General features: G+C 54.1%; 13 protein-coding genes. 7 read left to right on the top strand and 6 right to left on the bottom strand.

Translation table 11 applies throughout. From position 1 onward, the window contains the following. Positions 1-31: 31 nt before the first annotated feature. From D9N14_RS13935 to D9N14_RS13910, 6 genes are all read left to right on the top strand, one after another. Positions 32-1327: an ABC transporter substrate-binding protein gene (locus tag D9N14_RS13935; RefSeq protein WP_290580698.1), complete on the top strand. Its 1296-nt coding sequence runs from the start codon at positions 32-34 to the stop codon at positions 1325-1327. After that, positions 1324-2223 (top strand): carbohydrate ABC transporter permease, encoded by a 900-nt coding sequence (locus tag D9N14_RS13930; RefSeq protein ID WP_290580696.1) that lies wholly within the window; start codon positions 1324-1326, stop codon positions 2221-2223. The genes D9N14_RS13935 and D9N14_RS13930 overlap by 4 nt, the downstream gene beginning before the upstream one ends. A 1-nt stretch (position 2224) precedes the next feature. Then, complete coding sequence (locus D9N14_RS13925; protein ID WP_290580694.1) at positions 2225-3067, top strand: carbohydrate ABC transporter permease; 843 nt, start codon at positions 2225-2227, stop codon at positions 3065-3067. Between the two features lie 14 nt (positions 3068-3081). Further along, positions 3082-4206, top strand: a complete 1125-nt coding sequence (locus tag D9N14_RS13920) for an ABC transporter ATP-binding protein (RefSeq protein ID WP_290580692.1) — start codon at positions 3082-3084, stop codon at positions 4204-4206. A gap of 106 nt (positions 4207-4312) precedes the next feature. Next, positions 4313-5182 (top strand): hypothetical protein, encoded by an 870-nt coding sequence (locus tag D9N14_RS13915; protein WP_290580690.1) that lies wholly within the window; start codon positions 4313-4315, stop codon positions 5180-5182. A 90-nt stretch (positions 5183-5272) separates the two neighbouring features. Beyond that, positions 5273-6970 carry a serine/threonine-protein kinase gene (locus D9N14_RS13910; protein ID WP_290580688.1) on the top strand — a complete coding sequence of 566 codons (1698 nt, stop codon included), beginning with the start codon at positions 5273-5275 and terminating at the stop codon, positions 6968-6970. Here D9N14_RS13910 and D9N14_RS13905 read toward each other — a convergent pair. The 4 genes from D9N14_RS13905 to D9N14_RS13890 form a co-directional block, all read right to left on the bottom strand. Further along, complete coding sequence (locus tag D9N14_RS13905; RefSeq protein ID WP_290580686.1) at positions 6967-7842, bottom strand: hypothetical protein; 876 nt, start codon at positions 7840-7842, stop codon at positions 6967-6969. The two genes, D9N14_RS13910 and D9N14_RS13905, sit on opposite strands and share 4 nt — an antisense overlap. A gap of 5 nt (positions 7843-7847) precedes the next feature. Next, on the bottom strand, positions 7848-10304 hold the full coding sequence (locus D9N14_RS13900) for an LVIVD repeat-containing protein (RefSeq protein ID WP_290580684.1): 2457 nt from the start codon (positions 10302-10304) through the stop codon (positions 7848-7850). Between the two features lie 268 nt (positions 10305-10572). Then, positions 10573-11505 (bottom strand): alpha/beta hydrolase, encoded by a 933-nt coding sequence (locus tag D9N14_RS13895; RefSeq protein ID WP_290580682.1) that lies wholly within the window; start codon positions 11503-11505, stop codon positions 10573-10575. Between the two features lie 46 nt (positions 11506-11551). Continuing rightward, positions 11552-12466, bottom strand: coding sequence for an alpha/beta hydrolase (locus D9N14_RS13890; protein WP_290580680.1), 915 nt, complete (start codon positions 12464-12466; stop codon positions 11552-11554). A 231-nt stretch (positions 12467-12697) separates the two neighbouring features. On the opposite strand from D9N14_RS13890, the gene D9N14_RS13885 reads away from it, so the two are divergent. Then, on the top strand, positions 12698-13660 hold the full coding sequence (locus tag D9N14_RS13885; RefSeq protein WP_290580678.1) for an AraC family transcriptional regulator: 963 nt from the start codon (positions 12698-12700) through the stop codon (positions 13658-13660). Positions 13661-13678: 18 nt separating this feature from the next. On the opposite strand, the gene xrtE is transcribed toward D9N14_RS13885, so the two are convergent. Together xrtE and D9N14_RS13875 are read right to left on the bottom strand one after the other, a co-directional pair. Continuing rightward, positions 13679-15304, bottom strand: a complete 1626-nt coding sequence (xrtE, locus tag D9N14_RS13880; protein WP_290580676.1) for an exosortase E/protease, VPEID-CTERM system — start codon at positions 15302-15304, stop codon at positions 13679-13681. A 95-nt stretch (positions 15305-15399) separates the two neighbouring features. After that, entirely contained in the window at positions 15400-15882 is a 483-nt protein-coding gene (locus D9N14_RS13875; protein ID WP_290580674.1) for a hypothetical protein, read from the bottom strand. Positions 15883-16199 lie beyond the last annotated feature (317 nt).

Genomic DNA, 16199 nt, shown 5'->3' with positions numbered 1-16199 from the left:
CTCCAACTGCCAATTGTGGTAGTTTTTGACTATGCGATATTTTGAGGAATTCACCGCAAGGCTGTTCAAATGGGCCTGTGGGCTGGCTTTTTTGGGGGTTTGCGGAGCATTGGCCGCCCAGCCGGCCCAGCTGGCGATCTCCTGCGGTGCACTGGGGATACAGCTCACCCTGTGCCAGGAAGGGGTGGCGGCCTGGTCCCGCAGCACCGGTACCGCGGTGACCGTGGTGGCCACACCCAACTCCTCCACCGAGCGCTTTGCCTTATATCAACAGATTCTGGCCTCCCATTCCCCGGATATTGATGTTTTTCAGATTGATGTGGTGTGGCCCGGCACGTTTGCACCCCATCTGGTGGATCTCTCCCGCTATATCGGGCCCGACATCACCGACCAGTACTTTGCCAGCATGATTCACAACAACACCATCGATGGCGCGCTGGTGGCCATGCCCTGGTATACCGATGCCGGAGTGCTCTATTACCGCGCAGACCTGCTGCAGAAATACGGTGAATCACCGCCTGAGACCTGGCAGCAGCTCACGGCCACGGCCCGCAGGATTCAACAGGCGGAGCGCGCAGCGGGCAACAGCCGGATGCAGGGGTTTGTGTTTCAGGCCAAGGGCTATGAAGGGCTCACCTGCGATGCCCTGGAATGGATCGACAGCTTTGGCGGTGGCACGGTGGTGGACAGCGCAGGCCGGGTCACTATTGATAATCCACAGGCGGTTGCTGCGTTGGACTTGGCTGCCAGCTGGATCGGCGACATTGCCCCGCAGGGTGTGCTCAATTACGACGAGGAAGCCAGCCGCGGTGTGTTCCAGTCCGGCAACGCCGTGTTTATGCGTAACTGGCCTTATGCCTGGTCGTTGGGGAATGCAGCGGACAGCCCCATCAAAGGCAAGATTGGGGTGAGCGCGCTGCCCAGGGGCGAAGTACAGGGCCATCACAGTGGCACCCTGGGGGGCTGGCAGTTGGCGGTGTCCCGTTATTCCAAACACCCGGCGCTGGCGGCGGATCTGGTGCGTTACCTCACCAGTTATGAGGAGCAAAAGCGGCGCGCCATTGCGGCCTCCTACAACCCTACCATTCGCGCCCTGTATCAGGATGAAGACGTGCTGGAGGCGGTGCCGTTTTTCGGCACCCTGTATCGCAGTTTTGAACACGCGGTGGCCCGGCCCTCCAGGGTGACCGGTAGCCAGTACGCCCGGGTGAGCGCGGAGTTCTATTACGCCGTGCACGATATTCTGAGCGGCAAGCTGCAAGCTGCCCCGGCACTGAACGCACTGCACCAAAAACTGGTCCGGCTATCGCGGGGGGAACAGTGGTGACCTCTCTTCATCAGAAAAGCCATCTGCACAAAAAACGGGTGCGCTGGGCCTGGATCTTCCTGGCGCCAGTGGTGTTGGTGCTGGCCCTGGTGGCAGGCTGGCCGTTGCTGAAAACCATGGCCTATGGTTTTACCGACGCCAGTTTGATTGATCCGGAGTCGGCGCAATTTGTGGGCTTGGATAACTTTGCGTTTCTGCTGCAGGACCCGTACTGGTGGTCAGCGGTGTGGAACACGGTGGTGTTTGCGCTGAGCTCGGTATTGTTGGAAACCGTGCTGGGATTGATCATCGCGTTGGCCTTGAATGCGCAGTTTCGTGGCCGTGGTGGCTTGCGTGCGGCGATCCTGATTCCCTGGGCCATTCCCACGGTGGTGTCGGCGCAGATGTGGAACTGGATGTTCAATGATGTGTTCGGGGTGATCAACCACCTGCTGCTGGATGTGGGCCTGATCCAGGCGCCCATCGCCTGGACCGCCTCCCCGGATACCGCGTTGCTGTCCATCATTCTGGTGGATGTGTGGAAGACCACGCCGTTCATGGCACTGTTGCTGCTGGCGGGGTTACAGATGCTGCCCAGGGAGTGTTATGAATCCGCCCGGGTGGATGGCGTGCATCCGCTCAAGGTGTTCTTTAAAGTCACCCTGCCGTTATTGAAGCCGGCGTTGACGGTGGCCATTATCTTCCGCCTGTTGGATGCATTGCGGGTGTTCGATCTGGTGTACGTGATGAGCGGCAACAATCGCAGCACCATGTCCATGTCCGTGTACGCTCGGCAGCAATTGATTGATTTCGGTGGCCTGGGCTTTGGTTCCGCCGCCGCCACGTTGATTTTTGCCATCATTGCCTTGTTCACCGTGGTGTATCTGATGGCGGCACGGGTGGGGCGCGAGAACTGATATGAACGTTAAGCGGATGAAAAAGATTATCGTACGCATCGCCTTCTATCTGCTGTTAGTGGTCATTGGCATGTACACGGTGTTCCCGTTTTACTGGGCCATTGTGTCGTCCCTCAAAACCGGCTCGGCACTGTTTGAAGTGGAATACTGGATCTCGCAACCCTATTGGCAGAACTATGTGTCGGTGTTCCAGGAACAGCCGTTTGGCCGCAACATCCTGAACTCGCTATTCGTGGCGGTGTCCACGGTGGCGTTGTCGCTGGTGCTGGCTTTGGCGGCGGCCTATGCCATTGGCCGCATTCAGTTTCGGGGGCGCATGTTGTTGCTGTTTGTGATCCTGGGGGTTTCCATGTTCCCGCAGATCGCGGTGCTGTCGGGTATGTTCGAGCTGATCAATTCACTGGGCCTGTACAACAATCTGTTGGCGCTGTCGTTCTCGTACCTGATTTTCACCTTGCCGTTTACCGTGTGGGTGCTCACCACCTTCATGCGTGAGTTGCCGAAAGAACTGGAAGAAGCCGCCATCGTCGACGGTGCCACGCCCTTTACCATCGTTACCCAGGTGTTTCTGCCGCTGATGGGGCCGGCGCTGGTCACCACCGGATTGCTGGCGTTCATTGCCGCCTGGAACGAATTTTTATTTGCGCTGACCTTTACGCTGTCCAGCGAAATGCGTACGGTGCCGGTGGCCATTGCCTTGACCTCCGGCGCCAGCGCCCATGAATTGCCCTGGGGCAACATTATGGCGGCTTCGGTGATTGTGACGGTGCCGCTGATTATTCTGGTGCTGGTGTTTCAACGTCGAATCGTGTCGGGATTGACCGCCGGCGCGGTGAAAGGATGAGGAGAACATAAACCATGGCGGCCATTTCCATGCAGACGGTTGCGAAACGCTTTGGCAAAACCGAGGTGATCCGACAGGTGAACCTGGCCATCAACGACGGTGAGTTTGCGGTGTTTGTGGGGCCCTCCGGCTGTGGCAAATCCACGCTGCTGCGGCTGATCGCGGGCCTCGAAGACGTCAGCGCCGGCAGCATCCAGTTCGATCAACAGGATGTCACGGCGCTGGAACCCAGCGAGCGCGGCGTGGCCATGGTGTTCCAGTCCTATGCGCTCTATCCTCACATGAGCGTGTACGACAACATGGCCTTTGGCCTCAAACTGAAAAAAACCGACAGCACCACCATCCAACAACGGGTACAGGAATCCGCACGCATCCTGCAGATCGAACATCTACTACAGCGCAAACCCAAGGCGCTGTCCGGAGGGCAACGGCAGCGGGTGGCCATCGGCCGTGCCATTGTGCGCAAACCCCGGGTGTTCTTGTTTGATGAACCCCTCTCCAACCTGGATGCAGCGTTAAGAGTGCAGATGCGGCTGGAGCTGAAACGGCTGCACCGTGAGTTGGGTACCACCATGATTTACGTTACCCATGACCAGGTGGAAGCCATGACTCTGGCAGATCGCATTGTGGTGTTGAACGGCGGAAAGGTGGAACAGGTCGGCACGCCCCTGGAGTTGTATCATCACCCGGCCAACCTGTTTGTGGCGGGATTTATTGGGTCGCCGAAGATGAACTTCATTGCGGGGAAGGTGGTGGCCAGCAACGGCAAGCAGGTGCAGGTGGATATTGGTGCAGGGAATCCGATCCCGGTGGAGGTGGGTGAAGCATCAGCATTAGGTTCCGGCGCGCCCGTCACGCTGGGCGTGAGACCAGAACACCTGTCCGTTACCCGTGCGTCGGCCAATGGAAACAACGAACCTCCTGCCAATGTGGAAGGAACTGTGGTGGCTGTTGAGCATTTGGGGTCAGAGGCTTATGTCCATCTGAATCTGAAAACCGACGCCCCGGTTGAGCCATTGGTATTCAGAGCCAATGGAGACGTGGTGTGGGAGACCGGTCAGCCAGTGGTGCTGAAGATGGAGCCCCACAAGTGTTATCTGTTCGATGATTCGGGCGCAGCTGTCGCTCGCGGCCATTGATCTAGGCAAGAATTATCTCTAAGCTAAGCGACCGATTAATAATTGATCGTAATTAGTGACGTTTGATGCGTCGTGTGTCTGTGAGTGAACTGGGTTTGGTCATTCGATGATGTTGAAATATTTCAGGCTTTTCGTTTTTATAAATGCAGCTCTTTTTTTATTTGGTTGTGGTGGTTCCGATAAGTCCTCTTCTGATGACGATGGGCCCGAAGAGGAAGAATTTGTTGCGGTTTCTGATGTGGATCTCACCGGGACCTGGCTTAACACCGATACAACCGAGATGTATAAAGAGGAAACCGGAGAATATCTGTCCACTACCTACGTTAAATTCAAATACGTATTGGAAGACACACCCAACGGTGTCAAAGCTGAGAGGTGTTGGGAATTGGGAGGCTACGCAGGATACGGCGTGAAGACCCTTGAGCATTTCTACATGAGTGTCTACGAAGATGGATACAAAATGCAGGATGAAAACACCTTATTGCGGAGATCAGAGTACACGGATGAGTACCGCCCGGGCTTTATATTCAAAAAACAAGAAAAGCTGCAGCGATTGGGTACTGAAACCCTGGTAGACGATGGACATCTGACCATTTCCGGGACTAACGTCAACGTGAGTGAAAGCGATAATGTGTGCTACTGGCATGTAACGAGCACACTGGGAATCACTCAGACCGTGGAACTATTGGTGCCCTATCTGGACCATTACCTGAGTTTTTCAATTCGGTTCATTGGGGTTCTTCAAGTCGGTGAATATGAGTACGAAGAATACAACGATAACAACCAGATAATTGATGTGAACGTGTACTCTGGAGCAACGGGTTTTTGGGATGCCGTCGGCTCTAATATCCTCGCTCCGGATGCAGCTACCATCGAAATCACTGCTGTTGAGCCGAATTACTTGGAAGGCCGTTTCAGCTTTGTGGGTCAGGACATGGAAAGCTACACCGGAAGTTTTGGTATTCATCTACCCTGAGCCTCTGCAGGCAATACCGACCAGGGTTGCCTGCTTTTTGATCACAAACATCCGCTTATTTTATAGCCATGAAGACTCTATAATCACACCATGACTATAAAAGAAAAAAGCGATCTCTTCAGTGGCTCGATCTTTTCCCGCCTGTCGTTACGCAGGAAGCGCACACCTGCGCCTGCGACTTCCGCGGATTTTCCCCGTATCCCCCAGTTTGAAATGCTGGACAAGCTCGGCGAAGGTGGAATGGCGTCGGTATACCTGGCGCGGCAAACCCGCACTGGCCGGGAAGTGGCGATCAAGATTCTGGCCACACACCTGCAATCGGACTCCCTTTGGGCCAATCGTTTTCTGGATGAAGCCACCCGCTTGGCGGAACTCTCGCATCCCAACATCGTGCCCGTGTTTGACTGGGGCAACGCCGAAGGTAATGCCTATATTGTCATGGAGTATATGAAAGGCGGCGACCTGAAGACGCACATCCGACAGGGGCACTTGAACCTGCGGCGGGTGATCGATATTGTGCGGCAGGTGGCTTCGGGTTTGGATTTCGCTGGCGAAAAGGGTTACGTCCACCGCGACATCAAGCCGGACAATATCCTGTTCCGGGAAGATGGCTCACCCTGCATTCTCGACTTTGGCATTGCCAAAAAAAGCAGCTCGACGACGGTGATTTCCAGCAGTGGTATGTTAGTGGGAACCGGCGCCTATTTAAGCCCCGAGCAGGCCAATCCCAATGCAGGCAAGGTGGATGCCCGCAGTGATCTGTACAGCCTGGGTGTGGTGTTGTATGAAATGCTCACCGGACGGCGCCCGTTTGAGTTCGAGCAGCGTAACCCCCTGGAAGCCTTTCAGTTGTTTGTGTACGCCCATCTCAACAGCCCGCCGCCGGATCTACCACAGGCGTTGCAGGCGTTCCAGCCGATCCTGAATAAACTGCTGGACAAGAACCCGGCTAACCGGTTTGCCCGGGGCAACGAATTGAAAGCGGCACTGAATGCGTTAGAGAAAACCCTGTCGGAGGAGTTGCTGCAATACCCTGCAGGGGAACAGCACGAGGCCACCCTGACCATGCCGGGCGCCCCCAACCAGGCTGCCAACCATTCGTTCCATAAAAACACCACGTTGGTGAATTCAGCGTTAATCCATCCCAATGCGGAAGACAGAACCGGTGCTGAGGTGCCGCCGGAGTCAGCCAAGCGGCGCTCAGGCTCGAGGTTGCTGATCTTGCTTTTAATCATGTTGATAGGGGGCGGGATCTGGTGGGCGAATGACACTCGAGTCTCGATTCAAACGCCCTCCAACCTAAGCGACAGAAAGCATGACACTACACCCACGGTGATCGAACTCACTACGGCAAAACCGGAGCCTGCCACAACGTTGACGGCTCTGCCGGACGTGTTCGAAGTCGTTGTTCCCGACGCCGATCTGGACGATTGGGATACGCAAAAACGGTTGGGGGATCTCTACCAGCAATTGCCAGCGTTGGACATCAAACCCAGTGACGAAGACGAAATTGCTGCTGCCCGCCCGCTGGCGGAGCCGATTACGCCGCAGGTAGAAAGCAATCCGGTCCAGCAGCATCAACAGGCGTCTCAGGAAGTGCAATCCAAACCCAATCCTGAATCTTACTCTGTTCCTGAAACAGCCGTTGAACCCATTCCCGAGACTGCCGCTGAAACGGTTGCTGAAGCGCTGCCTGAACCTGCGCCTGCACCGGTATCAGAACCGGAACCGGCCCCACTAGAAGAGACGCCGGCCCAACCCAAAGTTCGGACTTTCGGTTCCTTCTAAAAAATAAACTGTAAGCCGGCACTGAGACCAAGAATGGTTTCATCCGTTGCAACCTCGGAGCCCTCGAACGAAGGCAATCCAGTGGTGTCTTTCGCGTCCATGCTGTAGAACTGTGCTCGGCCATCTACAAAATAGAACAAGTACTCATTCAAGGGGGCGGTCCACGCCAAAGAGGTACTGGTGCCCTTGCTCTTGCCTTCATAATCAAATTCCGAAGACCCGAACGCATCGTGGTAGTTATCCGAATACTCGCCATCCATATAGGCATAGGCCAAACTGGCGGACACCTTACCGGGACCAACCCGCCATCCGGCACCCACACCCACAAAGAAACCTTTCTCTTCGTAGCGCTGCTTATATTCCTGATCGTCATCCTGCAGCATGACCGAGGCCGCATTGGTACAGGTTACATCCCGGCAGGCGTCGGGTGTGAGTTCAGTGAGCCCCTGCATGTAGCCGGTAAACACCGAGAAGGTATCGTTGAAGTTATACCCCAGCACCAGGCTGATGTCATTGCGGAGCACATCGGTGGACAACGAGGTCCCCTCGGTGGTGAAGGGAATGCTGGAATCGACGCTGCTCTCCGAAAGCGTGTTTTCCACCTTGAGTACCGAATAGAATTGTTTGTAGAACAGAATCCCCTGCACCGTCGCCACCGGCAGGGTGGCCTTCAAATCGCCGTCGTTGGCGTTGCTGTTGCTGAGCAGGTTCAAGCCCGTAAACCGCTGCTCCATTTCCAGTTGTTTGTATTGCACCGCCAGCGAAAAGCCGGCGCCGACCTCGCTGGCCCAGGTGCTTGCCGGCAACAGTAACAGGAACACCGGCAGTATGAGAGAGAGTGTGCTTGGCTTGGTAATCGGATGCATCGTCATAACGTCTACTGTTTGATAAGTGACAGTCTTTCTACACCGCGGCTGGTGGAAACATAGAGGTTGTTGCCGTGGGCAGTCAGGTGAAGTGCATAGCTCGAAGTGGGAGCCGTGCCAAGAATTTCAGGCGCGGATGGCGTGGATACATCCATTACAGTGACTCCAGAGCTGTGATTCGCGATATAGGCATAGCGGCCATTAAAGATAATATGATAGGCCGGATCTTCCAGATCAATGGTGGTTGCCAAGCTGGGTTCTGCGGGGCTGCTTACATCCAGTACATGGATGCCCGAGTCTCGGGTAGCGACATAAGCGAAGTCACCCAGGCGGGCGACACTTAGAACCTGCCCAAGGTCATCCGTCACCGCAATCAACTGCGGATCAGTAGGGTTATTCACGTCGATAATAGCCAGCCCGCCTGGGCCCAATGCGGAGTAGAGATAGTCGCCGATTTTTGTTGAGCGAAGAATTTGCCCTATGGATTCCATCCGGCCTATTGTCATCATTTGGGCAGGATCGCTGATGTCCACAACGTGCAGGCCTTGATCCTCGAAGTCGATATAGGCGACGTTTCCATCTATTAGAATAGAGTAAGCCTGTGCCCCAACATCGTATTCAGCCAGTAGGGTTGGTGCTGTTGGATCACTAAAATCCAAAGCCTGAACCCCATTGCCATACAAAGTGAGGTAAGCAATACCATTATGCGGCGTGATGCCACTGATGTGCCGCTCTGGATCTTCATATTTCGCCGAATGCTTTGGTGTCGATGGGCGGCTAATATCCAGGACCTCAATGCCGTAATCCAATTCATGGGAAAATAACCTGTCGTTATTCGCCCAAGTGCTGCGAACGAAGCGATTTTCTGAAATTATCGGCCGGCTAATAGGATCAGCCAGCTTATCCAGTTCCATCGAAAGCAACCCCGACGGCCCAGCGGCGACAAACAAGCGTTGTTCTTTAATGGCTGCGCTGTAGGTCAAAGTGGGGGTTGAAATGCGGGTGAGGAGCGACGGGTTAGCCAGTTGTTTGATATCAACCACCTGAATGTCCCCGCCGTGTTGCAACAGATAGATCTCATCATCCCCCAGTACAGCATTCGTGATGGCGAAATCAAGTTCCAAATGTCCAACCTGCACCAAAGTATCTGGCCTGGACCGATCAAAGACAGTAATACCTCTTGGCGAGGTGACGTAAAGATGTTCCGGTAGTAATGTGAGATGTCGTCCGTCAATGTCGCCAAAATATATGTCATTGCTATCTGACTGGCTGATGTCGACCACCAGTAATTTGTCGGGTTTGCTTTCTGGGGAGGGTATTTCGGTATTGATGAATAACGCATAGAGAATATTGCCGTCCAGGACCGCTTTGTGCGCCTCGAGTGATGCTGGATAACTTCTGAAAATGAATGGGTTATCTGGATTGATGATGCTGTAAATAAGAACGCCGTTTACACCGTCGCTGACAATAAGGTTTTGCCCGGTGATCGAGATAGAATGCACATCCGTAAGTTTTAGGGTATTCAAAATCCTGGGTGCCTGAGGGACTGTGATATCCACGATGTGAAGCCGGTCTCTTGCTGAAACGAAGGCGTAGTCACCATATAGGGCTATATCCCTACCGGTGCTATTCATGCTCAGTGACCCAATTTCTTGCAGTTCTTCGGACTGGCTGATGTCATACACCCTAAGACCGAAGCGGGTGTCAGCGATGAAGGCAAGGTGATCCTGAATTTCAATATCAAAGAACCACCCACCAGGGTCAGCGCTGGCAACCATCGGTTGAATATACTGCACAGACAAACGTCGATTTTCTTTGACATCAAAACCCGAGATCAGATTATCCAATACTTGCTCCAGCAGCAGAGAGCGGGCTGTAGGAGGATACTCTGCAGATCGGTCGGGGTGCCATCGCAACAGATCCTGATAGGTGATGCGCTTCGACGGGGACTGATTGAATAGCCAGCTGGCCATACTGTTCATAATATTCGCCAGCTGGTCAGCGGAATATTCAGCCGCAACGTAATACGCCAGGTTCTGATACACAATTTCGGTCAGCGCTGATGCCGTCCAGTTGCCTTGCTGCAGCTGACGACCACTCAGCATGACGTGAATCGGGGCTTCTACTGCGCAGGTTGTCGCGGGTGGTGTGGGGGGGCAGGTAATTTCCACTACATACAGGCGACTGTCACGAACGGCACTGGAGGGAACCGCCAACCTCAGTGTGCCATCCTGTTCCACTTTGCCGTTACCCAGCGCCACCTGCTGCTTGCCGCGCAGCACCAGATCCTTATCCAGGCCATAGATTGCGAAATCCGCGCCTTCCATGGAATAGAAAGTGCTGTCGCTGCGGGCAATGGCCACCTGCCCGTTGATGGCGATTTGATTGGCGTTTCGGTCTGCGCTGGAACCGGAGCCACCGCCGCCGCATGCAGACAAAGCGTAAACCATGACGGCCAGCATCATCATTGAAATGTTCGATGATCGGTGCACGTGGCATTCTCCCCGGGCGAGAATTGCATTCGACGCAATACAGCAAGGTCATCTGAATGCGCGTGAATATTGAGCCCTATATTATTTGGTGGAGACACTGCCTAGAAATAGTGAATATTAACCAAAATGAACCTTTATTCGTTAACAGCTTAATGGCCGGTGGAATGCTTCCAGCAGAATGTGGTGGTTTAATGCTCAGATCTATGGGGTTGGATCACATAGGCGGAATCGAGAACGCAGCCACCTAGGTCAGGTGGTTGTTAAAAAAAGGCACAATCCGTTCCATCGCCAGGCCCACCGGTTCTGCACGGTCATACAAGTCGTAATGAGACCACTCTGCAAGTTCAACCAACTGCCGATCTTTGGAAGCCGTCGCACGGCCAAAAATTTCCAAACCGTCGCGATAGGCACCAAATGCGCCGACTTTCTGCCCCACCACTGACATGACCGGCTGCGTCAACAAAATCTCAGAGAAGGCAAAGGCGTCCCAGGACAGTGTTTTCTGTGCATGAGAAAACAGCATCCGGGTAGCACCACCGGGTTGTTGCCCTCTAGCTGTTTTGTAATAGTCCGTTGCTTCAAACACATCCCGTTCGGTAAGGCCGTTCTCCCGGGCAAACTCCGGGCTGGGTGGTAACAACTCGTTGACCTGCAACTCGCCACCCCGTGCTTCCAGGGTACGTTGTGCGGCCATGGCGTGTAATGCGCCCAGCGGGTCATGTTGGCTGAAGCCTTCTCGAAACAGACGGCCCACATTCACTGGCGTTATCCCGACAACGGCTTTGATCCTTTTTTCGGTGAGCGCTGCATTTATCACATAACCGCCGCCACCACAGATACCAATACCGCCGATGCGCTCGGCATCCACAAAAGGCAGGGTTACCGCATAGTCGATCACCCGACTGATGTCTTCCACCCGCTGAGTGGGATCTTCCACGTAGCGCGGTGTACCACCGGATTCACCCTGAAAACTGGCATCATAGGCGATTACCACGAACCCTGCCTCGGCCAGTGCCTTGCCAAATACGGCGCTGGAAGTCTGTTCTTTACAGCTGCCGAACGGATGCACGCTGACAATGGTGGGATACTGCTTTGCGTCATCAAAGTTGGGTGGGAATAAAATCAAAGCGGACATATCCCACGCCATATCGGTATTGCGAAACGTTACTTTTTCCATGGTGCTCACCAGGTTTCTATTCTCTCAATGACTCTTAAAGTATCTCTCATAACTTCTGCTCAAAGAAGGGCGCAAGCACGCTGATGGCTTCGGCAATTTCCGCTTCGCCATCGTACAGGTTCATATGATTGGCACCGTCCACAATATGCAGGTGCTTGTCGTTGCTGGCAGCTCGCTCCATCAAGTCGTCGCTCATCCATTTGCTACCGGCTGCGCTGCCAACCACCATCATTAATGGTTGGGTCAGAAACGCTTCCGCTTTGTGGAAGGCATCGTAGGTGATAATCTGGTTCAAGCTGCGGGCGGTAGCAAAACCCGGTGCGGTGCAATACTCTGCCCGCTTGGTGTGGTAATACTCCCAGGCCTGGCGCAATTCCTCGTTGGGTGCGTCTTCCTCTTTCAACGGTGCCATGGGCATAGTCGCAATTTCAGCACCGCTTGCGTCGGAGGTGCGCGCATCTGATCCGGCCTGAATAAAGGGAATCGCATCGCTGTCGGCAATCGAGTTGTCCCAACCGTTGCGGAACATCTGCCCGATGTTCACCATGCTCACGGTGCCAACCGCTTTAATGCGGCGGTCATTGATGGCGGCGTTGGCGGTGTAGCCCGCACCGGCACAGATGCCCATGGCACCGATGCGGCTGTTGTCCACATAAGGCAGGGTAGTCAGATAATCGATCACCGCGCTGACGTCTTCGGTACGGATGTGAGGATTCTCAAGCTGTCGCGGCTCGCCGGTGCTCTCACCCTGGAACGAGGCATCATAGGCAATGCTGATAAACCCCTGCTCTGCCAATTTACGGGCATAGGTGCCGGCGGTCTGTTCCTTTACGCCACCACCGGGATGGGAAACCACGATGGCCGGATACTGCTTGTCCTCATCGAACCCTGCGGGAAAACTGATGACGGCCGCGATGGTGATGTTCAATCCGTTGGTATTGGGCAAGCTCACAGTCTTCATGGTGCTGTTTCCTGGGTTCATGGTGTTCTCCTGGGTACGATGCTTTCGCGTTATCGGATGAATGGGCGTCTGTGGTTGTGTGCCCGTTGAGATACAGTGTGCGAAAAACAGCGGAGGGGTTCTTGCCCATTGCACCCCAACTTTTGCCTGTTTCAACGATACTGCGTTTTTGTGTCTATCTTTCAGGATGGAAGTGGGTAAACTGTAACCTGCTAGAAAAGGTGCACGGTTATGCAAAAAATTGAAGAAAAAATCAGTAAAAACAATACAAAAGGCAATGGTGAATCCCGGCAAGAGGCAAATAAACAGCTCTTGGATGCCATCAGCAAGCGCCTGCTAAAAATTGCCCTAACCGACGGTGACTATGCCACTGATATACCTGCTCTTTCTGTGCATCGCAGAAACCATATCACCGACGACATCCCCTGCATCTACGATCTTGGGCTTGCTGTGACCATTGCCGGGCAGAAGCAAGTGACTGCAGGTCAGGATGTGTACAACTATGGTGGTGGGGAAGCCCTCCTGGCCTCGGTGGACATGCCGGTGGTTTCCCGCGTGATGCAGGCGAGCCCGACTGAACCCTATCTTGGCATCATGCTGCAACTTAATCCACAACTGGTTATGCAGGTGGCCTCCGGCATAACACCGGCCCGCGCCACACGGGATACCCAATACCGAGCCTTGTCGAAAAGCACTCTGGACGCGGCAATGCTGAACGCATTGGATCGATTGCTTGGCTTGCTGGATGAGCCCGCGCTGCTGGCGACGGTGACGCCACTGGTTATTCAAGAAATCATCGCCCGCTTGCTGGTGAGCCCCCACGGCCTCCACTTTTTGCAGCTGAATGCCATGGGCACACCCAGTCGCCAGATCGCCAATTGCATTGCGTGGCTGAAACAGCACTATATGGAATCCATCAGCATCGAATCACTGGCAGATCAAGCCCACATGAGCCCCACCACCTTTCGCCAGCATTTCAAAACCATCGCTGGCATCAGCCCGTTGCAATACATAAAGCACCTGCGGTTGCAAGAGGCACGACTGTTGATGTTGAACGAAGGTCTGGACGCCAGCACGTCCGGATTACAGGTGGGGTATGAAAGCGTCTCGCAATTTAATCGGGAATACGCGCGGTTGTTTGGGGAGCCACCGCTGCGGGATATCAAAAAACTGAGGGAAGCGGCACGGTACTGAATGAACGGTGAACGCTGATCACAACAATGACCACTGCCCACTGTAGAACGCATAGATGAACAACAGCATGTTGGTGGTGCCGTGGGCGATGATCGCATCCAGAACATGCGTGCTTTTGTATCGCACGAACGCATAAATCAAACCCGCTACAGTGCCTGCCAGCCAGGCGCCGTGCAGCAGGCCAAACGCCAGGGAGCTGGCCACAACTGCAACGATGGAGAATTCAATGTTGCCCCGGGTGACCACTTCTTTGCCGGCCAGCTTACAGAGCAGATAACCCCTAAAGCCCAGTTCCTCGGCGATGGGCACGGTGATCACGGTGCCGATAAAGCGGCATACCAGCCAGAACAGGGCCAATGAGCCGCTGGATTCCGCCAGGGTGCTGCCGATCAACTGGTCTGCCTCGGTATCCGTTGGCACCATCCAGATCCAAAGCACGGTCACCACCGCACCGGCCAGCACCGAAACATAGCTCCATTGCATTGGGAAGAAATCCAGATGCTTCATGCAATACAGCACCGCCGCGCCCACCACAACCACTCGCAACGGGTATAACCAATCGAACTGCCCGGATAATGCCTGAGTGAGGAAGGTCATGGCCAACAACGCCAGCAACGGTATCAGGGTGGCCAGTGGCAGGCCCATCGGCTGCTTGTGCGTGAGGGATGGCTTTGCCTGGGACTTGGAAAAGAACCGACTGTTGTGAGCCAGCATCATGATGCCCAGCGACGTCAGAATAAACGCAATCCAACCGGCCTGGGAATGAAATCCCCACACTGCCACCTCTTCCGACCAATAGCTGCCGATGAAAATCAACACCACAATGCGCAACAGATTGAACAGCCAGATGGTGGCGATGCCAATGGGGAACAGCCACAAAGACCGCGGGAACCTGAATTCGTTGCGAAAGCTGTACAAGAAGATAGAGATAAACGAGATCACCAGGCCGATGCCCTCATAGCCTGAGCATTGCGTATCCACGCTTACCAGAAAACCGTTCAGGCCGATGACCCGCTTGCCGAAATCCAGGTGAATGCCATCGCTGAAAAGACTGAGCATGAAGGCAACGCAAGAAAAGGTAATGTCGCTCAGATAGGACCATAAACTCTGCGTGGAAACACCCAGCCACCACACGCCATAACTGATGGCCAGTGCACTCAGCAGATGCCACTTATGTTGGCGGAATACCAGCGCCCAAAAGGATCGGCTTGCGACCGATAGCGCCGTGAAGGTCACCAGTGCCACCCCGGCGGCCAGCCATAACACCTGATACACCGGCTGCGGCGAACCGATAGGAAAGGCTTTGTGGGTGAGCAGATAAAACAGACCAAAGCAGAGCAACTGCAACGGCATAAAATAGAATTGGGAGACGCTGTAATGGTTTAAATAGAGTTTGCGGTAATCCTTCAGCTGCCCCTGGATCAGAATCGCAAAGACAACCAGCGAGAGGAACAGAGTTCTGGACAGGCTTTTGCCATGATTGAACAGCAGATCAGAAAGAAAGGAAGGGTCCGCTTGTTTGACCGCCCCATAAACGTGGGCGCCGATGGCAAACTTTTCCCCCAGCAGGATGGCCACCACCGCAACCAGGTTGCATATCAACACCGACCGCAACGACAACTTCAGGTCTGAATGGATCATCATGGGGAATCAAATCTCCAGGCAAGCCCAGAACATCAGCGGATCAAAAAGATTAACCCCATGACACTGGCCATGGGGTTGATCTTTGTTTCAGAAGCTTACTTGGACTTCGACTTCTTGGACAGTTGACGCTCGCGATACGCGAGAACCAAACCACCTACCAGTGCGAAGGCAATACCCGCGCCGGCACCGTCGATTTCAGGTACGGCTGTGGGGCCCGGATCTGGGGTCGGGGTTGGATCAGGCTTGGAGCACTTTTTCACGGGAATGAACCCGTACCATACCCAAGTACAATTACCACCGTATCCGCCGCCGCCGTATCCACCACCGCCGTGACCGCCGCCATGTCCATAGGTAGCGAAGGAACTGGATGAGAACAATGCTGCGCTCAAGGCAAATGCCAGCAAAATAGCTTTTCTCATAGCAAAACTCCAAAAGTGTTTGATTATGAGCTGGGAACTAACAGTACGAATCGACTGATAACGCCCATCCCCCAATAAGCCAAAGCGCTCGGTGACTAAAAAATGCACAGCCATGAAAGCATTTGACTTGAAACCGCTCGCAAAATCCAAGCCAAACATAATTTAGGCATAAAAAACAATAAGTTAAGTTTTAAATGGAACTAAAACTGTAAAATAAATCGACGTAAATTAAGTCAAATAGTCTATTGGTTCACAGTTTTTCGGCGTTGGTAGGCGTTTTTAGAGGGCAAAAACTGACCGGGGCGTTATGCGTACGCCCCGGTCAGTCTTGGAACAATGGCTATTAAATCAGCATCATAACGCGTCAAAACTCGCACTAAACCCGAAGTGATGCCGCGGCTTACCCACCGTCTTCACACTCCCCGGCATGATCGACAGGCTGCTGTCGCCATAACTTAACACCAGACTATCGGGCA

It is taken from the genome of Ketobacter sp. (assembly GCF_003671495.1).
Taxonomy (GTDB): Bacteria; Pseudomonadota; Gammaproteobacteria; order Pseudomonadales; family Ketobacteraceae; genus Ketobacter.
This window is presented reverse-complemented; position numbering and strand designations above follow the sequence as displayed.